At 63.0% G+C, this 13,469-nt stretch carries 13 protein-coding genes; 6 read left to right on the top strand and 7 right to left on the bottom strand.

The window, feature by feature from the left end; all coding sequences use genetic code 11:
* Nucleotides 1-459: 459 nt before the first annotated feature.
* Nucleotides 460-1,941 carry a cytochrome-c peroxidase gene (locus B5525_RS00230; RefSeq protein ID WP_154072992.1) on the top strand — a complete coding sequence of 494 codons (1,482 nt, stop codon included), beginning with the start codon at nt 460-462 and terminating at the stop codon, nt 1,939-1,941.
* 15 nt (nt 1,942-1,956) lie between these two features.
* On the opposite strand, the gene B5525_RS00235 is transcribed toward B5525_RS00230, so the two are convergent.
* The 4 genes from B5525_RS00235 to B5525_RS00250 form a co-directional block, all read right to left on the bottom strand.
* The gene (locus tag B5525_RS00235) at nt 1,957-2,883 is read right to left on the bottom strand and encodes a hypothetical protein (protein WP_079563869.1); all 927 of its coding nucleotides are present in this window, start codon (nt 2,881-2,883) and stop codon (nt 1,957-1,959) included.
* 257 nt (nt 2,884-3,140) lie between these two features.
* Complete coding sequence (locus B5525_RS00240; protein ID WP_079563871.1) at nt 3,141-4,103, bottom strand: polyphosphate kinase 2 family protein; 963 nt, start codon at nt 4,101-4,103, stop codon at nt 3,141-3,143.
* 123 nt (nt 4,104-4,226) lie between these two features.
* Nucleotides 4,227-4,925, bottom strand: coding sequence for a hypothetical protein (locus B5525_RS00245; RefSeq protein WP_079563873.1), 699 nt, complete (start codon nt 4,923-4,925; stop codon nt 4,227-4,229).
* Between the two features lie 15 nt (nt 4,926-4,940).
* Entirely contained in the window at nt 4,941-5,969 is a 1,029-nt protein-coding gene (locus B5525_RS00250; protein WP_079563875.1) for an ABC transporter substrate-binding protein, read from the bottom strand.
* A gap of 227 nt (nt 5,970-6,196) precedes the next feature.
* Between B5525_RS00250 and B5525_RS00255 the strand changes: the two genes are divergently transcribed.
* Nucleotides 6,197-6,649, top strand: a complete 453-nt coding sequence (locus tag B5525_RS00255; protein ID WP_079563876.1) for a cupin domain-containing protein — start codon at nt 6,197-6,199, stop codon at nt 6,647-6,649.
* A gap of 108 nt (nt 6,650-6,757) precedes the next feature.
* Here the strand turns inward: B5525_RS00255 and B5525_RS00260 are convergent, their stop codons facing one another.
* Entirely contained in the window at nt 6,758-7,546 is a 789-nt protein-coding gene (locus B5525_RS00260) for an ABC transporter permease (protein WP_079563878.1), read from the bottom strand.
* Nucleotides 7,543-8,394, bottom strand: coding sequence for an ABC transporter ATP-binding protein (locus tag B5525_RS00265; protein WP_079563880.1), 852 nt, complete (start codon nt 8,392-8,394; stop codon nt 7,543-7,545). Before B5525_RS00265 ends, B5525_RS00260 begins: the two co-directional genes overlap by 4 nt.
* Before the next feature lie 162 nt (nt 8,395-8,556).
* On the opposite strand from B5525_RS00265, the gene B5525_RS00270 reads away from it, so the two are divergent.
* From B5525_RS00270 to B5525_RS00285, 4 genes are read left to right on the top strand one after another with little or no spacing between them, the layout of a single operon-like run.
* Entirely contained in the window at nt 8,557-8,751 is a 195-nt protein-coding gene (locus B5525_RS00270; protein ID WP_154072993.1) for a hypothetical protein, read from the top strand.
* Nucleotides 8,752-8,801: 50 nt separating this feature from the next.
* Nucleotides 8,802-9,605, top strand: a complete 804-nt coding sequence (locus B5525_RS00275) for an ATP-binding cassette domain-containing protein (protein ID WP_079563884.1) — start codon at nt 8,802-8,804, stop codon at nt 9,603-9,605.
* The gene (locus B5525_RS00280) at nt 9,602-11,161 is read left to right on the top strand and encodes an ABC transporter permease/substrate-binding protein (protein ID WP_079563885.1); all 1,560 of its coding nucleotides are present in this window, start codon (nt 9,602-9,604) and stop codon (nt 11,159-11,161) included. Before B5525_RS00275 ends, B5525_RS00280 begins: the two co-directional genes overlap by 4 nt.
* A 59-nt stretch (nt 11,162-11,220) precedes the next feature.
* A complete protein-coding gene (locus B5525_RS00285) occupies nt 11,221-12,579 on the top strand; it encodes a PQQ-dependent sugar dehydrogenase (protein ID WP_244567785.1) in 1,359 nt (452 codons plus the stop codon).
* On the opposite strand, the gene B5525_RS00290 is transcribed toward B5525_RS00285, so the two are convergent.
* Nucleotides 12,569-12,922, bottom strand: a complete 354-nt coding sequence (locus tag B5525_RS00290) for a hypothetical protein (RefSeq protein ID WP_079563889.1) — start codon at nt 12,920-12,922, stop codon at nt 12,569-12,571. The genes B5525_RS00285 and B5525_RS00290 overlap by 11 nt on opposite strands.
* Nucleotides 12,923-13,469: the final 547 nt, after the last annotated feature.

The raw sequence follows: 13,469 nt of genomic DNA on the forward strand, positions 1-13,469 counted from the left end.
GTTCCCTGAGCATCTTTCGCCTCGACCAAGTCTTGCGATGACAAGTCTTGCAGTCACAAGCTTGCAGTCACAAGTTTTGCGGTCACCGGCAAGGAACGAAACGACTTCCGGCCGCCATGCGTTCACAACAAGCGTTGATGCCGAACGACACGGAATGGTGAAACGGCCCGAACAATCCACCGCTTGCGCTTCAGTCGACTCTGAAGGCAAGCGCGTCAACGGGGGCCGAATTTCCAGTTAATGACAAATCCAGTTCATCCAACTATTCCTGAGCGAAAATCGGGTTCGCCTGATCAACACCCCGTGTTCGATTCATGATCGCAGCCAACCTGGACGCGCGATCAAGGTCGTCAGCATATCCCAACAGGATAAATCGATGTCGGCGTGCGATTTGATAAGACAAACCCGCGGCAACTGCCGATTTTCGTAGCGGTTCAGCGTTGGCTCGGAGTATCCGGAGTGAAGACACACCGCGCGTTCTTGACGGTCGCGGCGGCCATGTTGACCTCCACGCTCATTGCGCTGGGGCCGAAGGCGGAGGAGGCGCCAAGCTCAAGGCTCTCGCCTCAGGCGTTGCAGGAAATTGCGCAGGTCGAGGCTGAAATCGACCGCATCGAAGCGCAGGCGATCGAACGACTCGCAGCGCCGCCGGACAACCAGGTCCAGCAAATCGAGTTGCTCGGCAAGTTGATGCTGTACGACAAGGAGTTGTCAGTCCATCGCAACGAGGCCTGTGCCTTCTGCCACACGCCCGAGACGGGCTTTACCGGTCCGGTGTCGGAACTGAACCGCACGACCGGCTCCTATCCCGGGTCGGTGCGCACGCGATTCAGCGATCGCAAGCCGCAAACGCACGCCTACGCACCGCTGTCGCCGGTGTTGCATTACAATTCCGGGCAAGGTGATCTTGTCGGCGGCAATTTCTGGGACATGCGGGCGACCGGACGCCGGCTTGGCAACCCGGCCGCCGAACAGGCGCAGGGTCCGCCGACCAACCCGGTGGAAATGGGCCTGCCCGATATCGCCTGCGCGGTCTATCGCGCCTCGCAGCGGCCTTACCGCGCCATGTTCGAAGGCATATGGGGACCGCAGAGCTTCGCGATTGGCTGGCCGGGCGACGTGGAGAACGTCTGCAACCGGCCCGGGCCCCCGAAAGCCGGCGATCCGTCGCCGGTTCATCTGAGTCCGCTCGATCGCGGCCGGGCCGGCACCACCTTCGATCAGATGGCACAGTCAATCGCCGGCTATGAGGCTTCCGCCGAGGTGACGTCGTTCAGCTCGAAGTTCGACGCGGTGCGCGCGAAGAAGGCGCAGTTCACGGCGCAGGAGCAACAGGGATACGACCTGTTCCGCGGCAAGGCGCGATGCAACGAATGCCACCGCGATGGCGGACCCGGCGAGGACCCGCTGTTCACCGATTTCACGGCCAGCAACATCGGAACTCCTGCCAATCCGAGGCTGCCCTACTATGCGGAAAATCAGCCCGACGCTTTGGGCTATGCGGCAAACCCGGACGGGCCGTCATTCGTCGATGGCGGTGTCGGCGGATTTCTCAACCAGAAACACCTGCTGAGCGAGCCCTCCGCGGTGGATGCGCGATGGCTCGGACTGGCGCCGGACAACCAGGCGCGATTTCAGGTGCCTACCTTGCGCAACGTCGACAAGCGGCCGTATCCGGCTTTCGTCAAGGCCTATGGGCATAATGGGTATTTCACGAGCCTCAAGCAGATCGTGCATTTCTACAACACCCGCGATGTGCTGCCGCGATGTCAGCCGCATGACTCGGGCGAAGGCACGACATGCTGGCCCGCGCCGGAGTCGACGCAAAACATGAACAGCAGCAAGGTCGGGCACCTTGGCCTGTCGGAGGCGGAGGAGGATGCGATCGTGAGCTTCATGCAGACGCTGACGGACGGTTTTATGCCGCTTGATCGGCCGTAGGCCGCAACACTCCCTCTAGCGCACGGGCATCGGCGGCCGCGGCACCGCTGCCAACTCCGGATCGCCCAGCGTCTGGGTCGTGGCTTGCGGTAACGGCTCAACCTGTCGCGGCGCGTAAGGTGGCGCCGCTGGCGGCGGCAACGCCGGGTAGGCTGCGGCTTGTGGTGGCGGAGGAAGCGGCGGCATCGGCCTGCGCACCCGTGTGGCGGCCGGCCGTGGCGGAAGCGCTGCCAGCCTCGGCCGCAGGTTCGGCTCGGAAGGTTTGGCTTCAGAAGCTTTGGCTTCGGAAGCTTTGGCAAGCTCGCGGGACATCTGCTGCTGGCCGGCCTTGAGATCCTCGATGCTGGCTTTGAGCTGCTCGATCTGCTGTCCCGCGCTTGCAAGATCGCGCGCCATCGAACGAATCTGCTCCGCCGGGTCGGCCGATGGGGCAGCCGCGGTCGGTGCTGTGGCTTCAGGCGTGGCCGGAGCCGGAGGGGCCGGCTGCGCAGGTGTCGGGTCCGCCGTGGCAGCCTCGACGGCAGGTGGAGTCGGCTGCTCCGCCAGCGCCGGCTTTTCCAGCGACAAAATCAAAGCAAGGACGCGCTGCGGCACCCACGGCGCGATCGTCGATTTGGCCTCTTCGCCGTAAGCCTGCCAGGCGAAGGCGGCGGCCCAGGCGCCAACCGCCAACAGTAACGCCGCCTTGAAGGCGCGGGCCGCTCGCCCGCGGCCCCCGCCATCGCTGACGGCAGAAGGACGAAATGTCGTATCGACCGGTGGAACCGTGGCGCCCGCATGAACGTCGGATCCCGGACGGATCTGTGAATTGGACGGCTGACGCATCGTGCGCGCCAGCCTGGAAAGCTCTTCCTCAGTGGGCACGACCAGGGCCACATCGGGCGCGACCACCAGCACGTCGTGCGGATCGTCGTTTAGTTTCTGATTCTGCGTGGATTGCATTGGCGCTCCGTACTCACTGCAACGTCGCCGCAGCGCGGCGGCCGGGCGGATTTACGCTCGATCAATGACTTCCCCTCCCAACCCTTCACCCGGATTTGACCAAAGCAAGGCGGCACGGTGGAGAGGTTGAGGCCGCTTGCGGCGGTAGCGCTTCGGGAACCCACGCCGCAACAAAGTTCCAGCCCTCGGCCCTAGCCAAGGTCAAATTCCCTTGGGCCCCTCGGTCCAATCCGCTCGGTTGGCGGTGCTGCGACCAGTTACTGCGAAGACTTCTTTGCCTTGGCCTTCTTTTTTGCCTTGGCCTTCTTTCGCCCCTTGCCCTCATTCTCCAGCGCCTCGCGCACCTGCTTGAATTCCTTCAGCGACGCCTTGTCGGCGTGCGGAAAATGCAGATCGAGGTTTTCGAGCGCACTGACGATGGCGGAACCTATCACCACCCGGGCGAACCATTTGTGATCGGCCGGCACGACGTACCACGGCGCCAGCGTCGTCGACGTATGCCGGACGATGTCCTGGTACACGGCCATGTATCTCGGCCACAGCGCGCGCTCGCTGATATCGTTCATCGAGAACTTCCAGTTCTTCGAGGGCTGATCCAGCCGGTCGAGAAAGCGCTGGCGCTGCTCCTGCCCGGAGACGTTGAGGAAGAATTTCAGGATCACCGTACCGTTGCGCAAGAGGTAGCGCTCGATCGCGCAAATGTCCTCGAACCGGTCGCGCCAGATGTTCTTGGTGACCAGTTTGGGCGGGATCTTCTCTTCGGCGAGTAATTCCGGATGCACGCGCGTTACCAGGCATTCCTCGTAATAGGAACGGTTGAAGATGCCGATGCGGCCGCGCCCCGGCAGCGCGATCATGGCGCGCCACATGAAATCGTGGTCCAGTTCGTGCGAGGTCGGCTGCTTGAACGAATGGACCTCGCAGCCCTGCGGATTGACGCCCTCGAAGATGCTCTTGATGGCGCTGTCCTTGCCCGACGCGTCCATGCCTTGCAGGATCACCAGCAGTGACCAGCGATCCTGCGGGTAAAGCTTTTCCTGGAAATCGTTCAGCCGCTGCCGGTTGGCTTCGAGAATTTTTTCGGCCTTGTCCTTGTCGAGGCCGCCCTTCTCGTCGGTCTTGTGCGACCGCAGATGGAACTTGCCGGCTCCGTCGAAGCGGAACGGCGCGACAAGGGGCTTCAGCTCGGCGGCCAGCGACGGCGAAGGCTTCTTGCTCATGACGACGGAGGGCTCCGGTTCCAATACTCAAACGGTATATGGCGTTAACGCTCGGTGCCAGACGGAGTTCGTTATTGCAAGCGGGCGTGGCCCGGATGGAGCCAACGGGGCTACAGGCTGCCGCTATGTTGCGAATTGGTTCTCGAAAAACGCGGTCACGAAACGCGGCATTGCCGCGGTAAGATCACGCGTCGCGCGCACCAGATGGATCGCGGAAAGTTCGGGCCGGTCCTGCCGGGCCAGATTGGCCTCGATCCGGGCGCGTAGCGCTTCGCCGGCAAGATCGATATCCAATATCCGGATCATCGCGAGCGCGCTGCCCGAGACCACGCAGTCCCAATGCGCATGGGGGCGATAGTCCGCCGGCGTAAGACCGGTTTCCTCCTCGATCTCGCGGGCGATGCTGCCGGCGATATCGACCGCGTCGCCCCTGATGTCGTCGGGATCGGGCGTGCCGCCCGGAAAATAGATGCGCCCGGCATTGGCGGTGTGCTGGCCCATTTCGCCGAGCACGAACGCGCCGTCGGAGCAGCGCAGCGCACCCATCCCGAAACCGTTGAAAACGCCGGCGTCGGGAAAGCCCCAGTCGCGCCACGCCAGGAAGCTCGCGAAATCGGTTTCGAAATAGCTGGCGCGCAAGCGCCCGGCGGTGAAGACGGGATCGCGCCCCAGCAGCACGCGGCCGTTCCAGATCGGCCTTTCCTGCTGCTTTATGGCGAAATGCGCCGATATCTCGGCGCGCCGCTCGTCCGCGAACGGCCACGGCCGCGGCACAAATCCCAGATCGAGCGCCGTGACGCGATGAATGACCGACTGCGTCATGCCGCCCGATCGGATTTACTTGGCATTCATCCCCGTCGTCTTCTTGGCCTGCTCGACGAATTTGTTGGTGAAGGTCTTGCTGACGTCGACATTGGCTTTTGCGACCTCGGGCGAACTCTCGCTGAACACCGCGAGCACGGCATCGGCGCCCTTCGGATCCATCTTGCCGGTTTCCGAATACATCGGGATCGTGTTCTTGAGGGCGGCGAGATAGAGCTCCTTGTTCTTGCCGACCATCTCCGGCGGCATCTTCGCCATGATGTCCTCGGGCGAATGCGCGTGAATCCAGGCGAGCGTGTTCAGCATCGCGTCGGTCAGCGCCTGCACCTCCTTGTCGTGGGAAGCGACCCATGCCGCCGTCGAGTAGAGCGCGCCGCCCGGATATTCGCCACCGAACACGCCGAGCGTATCCTTCTGCGTGCGGGTATCGGAGAGGATTTGCAGGTCCGGATGGCTGCCCTGCAGCACGGTGACCGAGGGATCGAGCATCACTGCGGCGTCGATCTGGCCCTGCTCCATCGCCGCGACCGCGGTCGCGCCGAGACCGACGCCGATCACGGAGGTGCCGGCCGGATCGAGGCCGTTTTTCTTCAGCAGATATTTGAGGAAGAAATCAGTCGATGAACCCGGCGCGCTGACGCCGACTTTCTTGCCGGCGAGGTCCTTGATCGATTTGATCTCGCCATTGTGCGAGGGCGCAACGACCAGGACGAGGCCGGGGTAGCGGTCGTAAACCACGAACGCGACCAGCTCCTGCTTCTTGGCGGCAAGATTGACGCAGTGGTCGAAATAGCCGGAAACCACGTCGGCGCTGCCGCCGAGCACGGCCTTGAGCGCGTCCGAGCCGCCCTTGAGATCGACCAGCTCGACGGCGAGGCCCGCATGGTCGAATTCGCCGAGCTGTTGTGCGAGCACAGTCGGCAGATAGCACAGGCAGGCGCCGCCCCCGACCGCCACGGTGATCTTGGTTTGCGCTGCGGCAAACCCCGATGTCAGCGTCAAAGCCAGCAGCGCGCCGGCCAGTCGGCCCACTAGTTTCCGCATGATTTCCTCCGTTGGCTGGCGCCAACATAATGCAGCGCACACGGAATGAGAAGGCGACTTTGGTCGCCGGGGCGCCTGCTCTGAACATCGGGCCGGCTTTTATTCCACCGCTACCGCATGATTTTTTCGGCCGAACGCGCGGGGCTGAATTGTTCGCGCGCTGGCCAAGTACCGATTCGCGACATAGCATCCCGCACGCAAAAAAATGCCAACTGGGAGGACCTTCCATGAATCGCATCGCCACGACTCTGACCATTGCTGCCGCATTCGCCGCCGGCTGTGCCGTGACCCATCTGATGCAGCCCGCCCGCGCCGCCAGCGAAAATATCACGGCGCAGATCATCCACACCCAGGACGTTTCCGGCGATGCGCTCGGCCCGGCAAACGCCGGCGGAATGCATTCCAAGATGTATGTTTCCGCCGACGGCGCCACCGTCTCGATCCAGGACGGCAATGTCGGCAAGCACATGCATCCCAACGCCAACGAGATCCAGTACATCCTCGAAGGCACCGGAACGATCTGGCTCGGCGACAAGGAAGTGCAGGTCAAGCCCGGCGACCTCATCGTCATCCCCCACGGGACCGCGCATGGCGGCACCAAGCCGGATGGACGCCCGCTGAAAGCCATCGCCATCAAGACGCCGCCGCAGACGCCGGATGATGTCAAGATGCTGGACTGAGGGCGACCCTTCACACTGTCATTCCGGGGCGCATCGAAAGATGCGAACCCGGAATCTCGAGATTCCGGGTTCGCGCTTCGCGCGCCCCGGAATGACGAACCATAACCCCTACCCCCGCCCCTCCATCGCGTCCGGCCGCCACACCAGAAGACGGCGCTCGACCGCGGTTACCGCGAGATCGATCAGGATGACGAAGGCGGACAGCACGAACATGCCGGCGAACACGCCGGCGACGTCGAACACGCCCTCGGCCTGCTGGATCAGATAGCCGAGCCCGGCCGCGGATCCCAGATACTCGCCGACCACGGCGCCGACCACGGCAAAACCGACCGAGGTATGCAGCGAGGAGAACATCCACGACAGCGCCGAGGGCCAATAGACGTGACGCATCAGCTGCCGCTCGCTCATGCCGAGCATGCGGCCATTGGCGAGCACGGTGGCGCTGACTTCCTTGACGCCCTGGTAGACGTTGAAGAACACGATGAAGAACACCAGCGTGACGCCGAGCGCGACCTTCGACCAGATGCCCAGGCCCAGCCACAGCGCGAAGATCGGCGCCAGCACGACGCGGGGCAGCGCGTTGGCCATTTTCACATAGGGGTCGAACACCGCGGCGACCCGCGGCTGGCGCGCGAACCAGAAGCCGACCAGCACGCCGCTGAGCGAGCCGATCGCGAAAGCAAGAATCGACTCCCAAAGCGTGATCGCGAGGTGTTTCCAGATCACACCGGTCCGGAACCAGTCGAAAATCTGGCTGCCGACGTCGAGCGGATTGGAAAAGAAGAACGGCGGCAGCAGCAAACGCCCGAACACCGGCACGGTGGCGAACAGCTGCCACAGTACCAGCGCGACGATGGCGACGAGCAATTGCAGCGCCAGCAGTACGGCCCGGCTCATTGCGCCGCCCCCGCCGAGGCTTGCGCCGATTCTTGCGCCGATTGCGCGTAGCCCTTCATCACCTCGTCCTTCAGCACGCTCCAGATTTCCCGGTGCAGCGCATGAAACTCATCGCTGAGCCGGATTTCCGAAATGTCACGCGGACGGGGAAGCTTCACCCGCCAGTCGCCGATGATGCGCGCGGCCGGCCCTGCCGACATGATCACGACACGGTCGGCGAGCCCGATCGCCTCTTCGAGATCGTGGGTGACGAACAGCACCGCCTTGCGGTCGGCGTTCCACAGTTCCAGCAGCAGATTGCCCATGATCTGTCGGGTCTGGGCATCGAGCGGCCCGAACGGCTCGTCCATCAGCAATATCTTGGGATCGCGGATCAACACCTGCGCCAGGCCTACGCGCTTGCGCTGGCCGCCCGACAGCATGTGCGGATAGCGGTTGCCGAACGCTCCGAGGCCGACCGCGGCGAGCCAGCCCTGCGCCCGCTGCAGTGCCATCGCGCGCGGCGCGCCCCGGATTTCCAGGCCGATGGCCACATTGTCGATCGCGGTTTTCCAGGGAAACAGCGCGTCGGCCTGAAACAAATAGCCGGCGTCCCGGTTGAGGCCGACCAGCGGCTGGTCGAAGATCCGCACCGTGCCCGAAGCGGGCTTCAGCAGGCCGGCGGCGACGTTGAGAAGCGTCGATTTCCCGCAGCCGGTCGGCCCGACAATCGCGACGAACTCGCCATGCGCGATGCGCAAACCGGCCTTTTCGACCGCGGTATAGACGCGGTTATCGGCGAGGCGGAACGCCACGGTGGCCTCGTCAAGCGCGACCGCCGTTGGTTTTGCGGTGACATCCGCCTGCACGCGTTTCCCCGATATCAGTTGTTGCGGCGGTGGGATTACCGCGCTGTTCCGGACAATTCAACCGGTTGCGGCCATAGGCAAACGCCGCGTTGGCTTGTAGTCTCCTAAATCGAATTTGGGCCTTTAACCGGAAGCGGACGAGTAAGTAAGATGCCGAGGCCGATGAAAGTCAAAATTTTCATGGATGCGAGCGCAAGCGCGATCGAGGGGCAGATCAACGCTTGGCTGGACAATTTAGGTTCGGCAAGCATCATAAAAATGGAAACAGTCGTTACCGCGGTCGCCGAGAAGCCCAATGATGGGGCCCATCCCCGCATCGTCGTGACCGTATGGTATGAGCCGCCAACGTCAAATTAGGACTTACCCGTCGGCTTGGTTGCGCGCCGGCAGTGTGATAATCGCAGGAAATGACCGCCGCCCCGCCTCGAATCGCCTTCGCGCATGTCGGCAAGCGTTTTGACGGCGGCCGCGGCGCCAAGCCTGTTCTGGCGGTGGATGACGTCTCGCTCGATGTCGCTGAGGGCGAATTCCTCGCCATTGTCGGCGGCTCCGGTTCCGGCAAGACCACGCTGCTGCGGCTGGCGAACCGGCTGATCGACGCCGATTCCGGGAGCATCATGGTCGAAGGCGAGGACGTGCGTGCGGTCGATCCGGTCTCGCTACGCCGCCGCATCGGCTACGTGTTCCAGAGTGGCGGACTGTTTCCGCATATCAGCGTCGCCGGCAATATCGGGATCACGCCAAAACTGTTGGGCAAGCCGGCGGCGGAGATTTCCGAACGAGTAGACGAACTGCTCGACCTGGTGCGGCTCGACCGCGGAGAATATCGCGACCGCTTTCCGCATGAACTGTCGGGCGGCCAGCGCCAGCGCGTCGGCGTCGCCCGGGCGCTGGCGGCACGGCCGAGGATCGTGCTGATGGACGAGCCGTTCGGCGCGCTCGATCCCCTCACCCGCGACGCGCTCGGCGACGATTATCGCGCCCTGCACGAAAAACTCGGCCTGACCACGGTCATGATCACCCACGACATGACCGAGGCTATCCTGCTCGCCGACCGCATCGCCGTGATGCGCGCAGGAAGGCTGCTGGCGCAGGGCACGCCGGCGGAGCTTGCCGAAAGCGGCGACGCTTACGTCGGCGAACTCCTGCGCACGCCGCGGCGGCAGGGCGAGCGGCTGAACAAACTGCTGCCGCGGGGTGGCGCGGCATGAGCCTTTTCTCCGATCCGCGCTGGGGCGAAGCACTGGCACATCTGCCGGATTATCTCGGCAATCATGTCCGCGTGAGCGTCACCGCACTGGCGCTGGGGCTTCTGGTCAGCTTGCCGCTCGCGATCGCCGCGCGCAACGCGCCGGTGATGCGCGGCGCGCTGCTCGGGCTGGCCTCTGTCGTGCAGACGGTGCCGGGCCTGGCGCTGCTGGCGCTGTTCTATCCGCTGCTACTGGCGCTCGCGTCACTGTCCCTGGCCTGGTTCGGAGTTGGTTTTTCCGCGTTCGGATTTTTGCCGGCGGTGCTGGCGCTGGCGCTCTATTCAATGCTGCCGGTGCTGCGCAACACCATCACCGGCCTTGCGGGCGTCGATCCCGCCCTGCTCGAGGCCGCCCAGGGCGTCGGCATGACGCCGCGCCAGTCGCTGTTCACGGTGGAACTGCCGCTGGCGCTGCCGGTGATCATGGCGGGCATCCGCACCGCGGCGGTCTGGGTGATCGGCACCGCGACGCTTTCCACTCCAATTGGCCAGACCAGCCTCGGCAATTACATCTTCGCCGGATTGCAGACCCAGAACTGGGTGTTCGTGCTGTTCGGCTGCCTTGCGGCGGCGGCGCTGGCGATTGCGGTCGATCAATTGCTGGCCCTGATCGACATCGGCATCCGCAACCGCAGCCGGGCGCGCACCATACTCGGCGGCATCGGCATGGCTGCGCTGGTCGCAGTGACGCTGATGCCGGCGCCGGCGCGATCGCCGTCGAGCTATATCGTCGGCGCCAAGACCTTTGCCGAGCAATATGTACTGTCGGCGCTGGTCGCGCAGCGGCTGCAGGCCGCGGGGCTTTCGGCCACGACGCGTGAGGGCCTCGGCTCCAACGTCATCTTCGACGCGCTGCTGACCAACGACATCGACGTCTATATCGATTATTCCGGCACGCTGTGGGCCAACCAGTTTCACCACACTGAGATCAAGCCGCGCGAGGAACTGCTCGCCGAGTTGAAAGCGATCCTGGCGCAGCAGATGGTGACGCTGCTTGGCGAACTCGGTTTTGAAAATGCCTACGCGCTGGTGATGCCGCGCCATCGCGCCGAGATGCTTGGCATCCACTCGATTGCTGACCTCGCCTCGCACGCGTCATCGCTGTCGATGGCGGCTGATTACGAGTTCTTCTCGCGGCCGGAATGGGCCGGACTGCAACAGGCCTATGGCCTGAAGTTTCGCGCGCAGCGGCAGATGCAGCCGGACTTCATGTATGCCGCCGTCGCCTCCGGCGAGGTCGACGTGATCGCGGGCTATACCTCGGACGGGCTGATCGCGAAATACGATCTGGTGGTGCTGGACGATCCCAGGCACGCGATCCCGCCCTATGACGCGATCGTGCTGCTGGCGCCGAAACGCGCCGGCGATCAGGCGTTGCGCAGCGCGCTGGCGCCGCTGCTCGGCAGGATCGATATCGCCGATATGCGCGAGGCGAACCTGCGCGCCGCCGGCGGCGACGGCGCGTCATCCCCCTCGGCGGTAGCGCGCTGGCTGTGGGAAAAGATAGGGAAGCGGTAAGGATTCTCGCTGAGAGTCACGTTTTTTAGGATCGGCGTCAAACGACAGAAGACATGGTTATGAAGAGTATCGGCAAACAAACACGGTCACCCGTTGTTTCCCTTTCGTTGACGGCGATAATCCTTGTCGTCGGCGCGGGTCCTGCACCCGGCCAATCGGGACCGCTGGTAGGGGCCGCCGCATTTGGCGACTGGCGTTCTGACGCGCCGGGCTTGCGCCGGACCATAAGACCTGACGATCTGCCAAAACCCGGGGCGACGCCTTCGGTCGCGGCCTTTCCTCACGTGGTGCCGCGCCCCTCGACTGCCATCCCCCACGCGCCGCCCGGCTTCAAGGTCGAGTTGTTCGCCGGGGGACTGAGCGGACCGCGCGAGATGCGTGTTGCGCCCAATGGCGACATTTTCATCGCGGAAACCCACGCGGGCAGAATCCGTGTGCTGCGCGCGGCCGATGGAGATTCCAAACCTTCCGTCAACGAGATTTTCGCAAGTGGACTTAACCAGCCTTTTGGAATTGCCTTTTTCCCCAGTGGAGAGAAGCCTCAATGGATTTACGTCGCCAATATCGACAGCGTCGTTCGCTTCCCTTACGCGGGGAGCGAGACCAAGGCATCGGGAAAGCCTGACATCATCGTCGCCGGGCTGCCGAGCGGCGGAGCCCACACGACGAGAAACCTGGTCTTCACGACCGACAACAAGCGAATGCTGGTATCGGTCGGTTCCAGAAGCAACGACGCGGAGGGCCTCGCAAGTCTGATAGGAGAATTGCAGTCGTGGACCGGCAAATATCCGCTGGGCGCAAGTTTGGGAACCGAGATGGATCGCGCAGCAGTGTTGGCGTTCGATCCCGATGGAAAACGCCTTGGCGTGTTTGCCACCGGCATCCGAAACTGCGTGGGCCTCGCAATTCATCCTGTTAGCGGTGACGTGTATTGTTCGACCAACGAGCGCGACGGATTGGGCGATAATCTGGTGCCGGACTACATTACCCGGGTGCGCGAAGGTGCATTCTATGGATGGCCCTGGTTTTACATCGGCGACCATGAAGATCCGCGACACGTTGGACAGCGCGCCGACTTAAAGGGCAAGATCACCACTCCCGATGTTCTGATCCAGGCCCATTCTGCCTCGCTGGGCCTGACGTTTTACGACGGCAAAATGTTTCCGCCCGAATTTTCGGGCAATGGATTCGCAGCAGAACATGGATCGTGGAACCGGTCCAAACGAACGGGCTATAAAGTCATCCGAATTCCTCTGAAAGATGGATCTCCTACCGGCGAATACGAGGATTTTCTCACCGGCTTCGTCATCAATGATTCCGACGTGTGGGGAAGACCCGTTGGAGTGACGGTCGCGCATGACGGCGCGCTCCTTGTGTCGGAAGACGCTAACGGCACGATCTGGCGGATTACACACTGAAAACAACCGCGCTTGGCGCGAGTTTCGCCACTTCGGTGATCGGAATTGAACCCATGCCCCCTATTCTGGGCCGCGCTCCCCAAACCTGTTCTTTGCCATCGAATTCCACCATGCGCAGGATGTATTCGACGGTGAAATTGCGCAGTGTTGTTTTGGTTCGGCGTGGCGGAGCAAACAGGGCGACGAGCCGACTGCACTCCCACAGTTCAACTTCGTGTTCATTGTCGAGTTGTTTGGCCGCCTTCATGGCGGCGGCATCGTCTGGGTGGTCGTCCAAAAACTCGACGACCTTCATGAAGCGATGGCCGTCTTTACCCAAGATATAGGCTCGATAGTCGGACATCGTTGCTGCTTCTCCCGTCCGGACGCACCCCTGGATAACTAGATAAGATGTGACCTCGCCAGCCTCGGCTTAATATGCGCTAAATCAGCAGCTTAGCGCAACAATGCTGCAGTCGGTGCGGCAAGCGGCCCCGGTAATACGCGCGGGAGGCGATGCACCGCGCTTGGCTTATGGGCGGCCTCGGCCTTTTTGAGATCTGTGAGCTGGTTCACATAAGCATCGTACAGGCGGTGCTATTGAAGGTCACCGGACCGGTTGACGAGGTCGTGTGGTGGGACGGGAGCATCGAACCCCTTCGCTACATTCCGCGCCTAATAACCGACTAGGCCGGGGGAAGCCTCATGAACAGCCACACGAGAATCATGCCCGTTGACATGCCTGCGGCCGACACTGCCACACCAGGGCGCCGGCTCTTCACCGTCTGTTTTTTGGCCATAACCGCTGTAGCTACGCTCGGCTGGTGGGCCGCACTCAGTTGGGTTGCTATCGCGCTTGTGGGTTGGTCGTTCCTTTGATCAGTTCAGGCATTCGACGAGCCGGCTGGCCT

It is taken from the genome of Bradyrhizobium erythrophlei (assembly GCF_900129505.1).
GTDB lineage: Bacteria > Pseudomonadota > Alphaproteobacteria > Rhizobiales > Xanthobacteraceae > Bradyrhizobium > Bradyrhizobium erythrophlei_D.

What these genes read in the sequence shown, in the direction of transcription:
- B5525_RS00235 (WP_079563869.1), bottom strand. Translation starts at nt 2,883, where the DNA reads ATGCAATCCACGCAGAATCAGAAACTAAACGACGATCCGCACGACGTG.
- B5525_RS00240 (WP_079563871.1), bottom strand. Translation starts at nt 4,103, where the DNA reads ATGAGCAAGAAGCCTTCGCCGTCGCTGGCCGCCGAGCTGAAGCCCCTT.
- B5525_RS00245 (WP_079563873.1), bottom strand. Translation starts at nt 4,925, where the DNA reads ATGACGCAGTCGGTCATTCATCGCGTCACGGCGCTCGATCTGGGATTT.
- B5525_RS00250 (WP_079563875.1), bottom strand. Translation starts at nt 5,969, where the DNA reads ATGCGGAAACTAGTGGGCCGACTGGCCGGCGCGCTGCTGGCTTTGACG.
- B5525_RS00255 (WP_079563876.1), top strand. Translation starts at nt 6,197, where the DNA reads ATGAATCGCATCGCCACGACTCTGACCATTGCTGCCGCATTCGCCGCC.
- B5525_RS00260 (WP_079563878.1), bottom strand. Translation starts at nt 7,546, where the DNA reads ATGAGCCGGGCCGTACTGCTGGCGCTGCAATTGCTCGTCGCCATCGTC.
- B5525_RS00270 (WP_154072993.1), top strand. Translation starts at nt 8,557, where the DNA reads ATGAAAGTCAAAATTTTCATGGATGCGAGCGCAAGCGCGATCGAGGGG.
- B5525_RS00275 (WP_079563884.1), top strand. Translation starts at nt 8,802, where the DNA reads ATGACCGCCGCCCCGCCTCGAATCGCCTTCGCGCATGTCGGCAAGCGT.
- B5525_RS00280 (WP_079563885.1), top strand. Translation starts at nt 9,602, where the DNA reads ATGAGCCTTTTCTCCGATCCGCGCTGGGGCGAAGCACTGGCACATCTG.
- B5525_RS00285 (WP_244567785.1), top strand. Translation starts at nt 11,221, where the DNA reads ATGAAGAGTATCGGCAAACAAACACGGTCACCCGTTGTTTCCCTTTCG.
- B5525_RS00290 (WP_079563889.1), bottom strand. Translation starts at nt 12,922, where the DNA reads ATGTCCGACTATCGAGCCTATATCTTGGGTAAAGACGGCCATCGCTTC.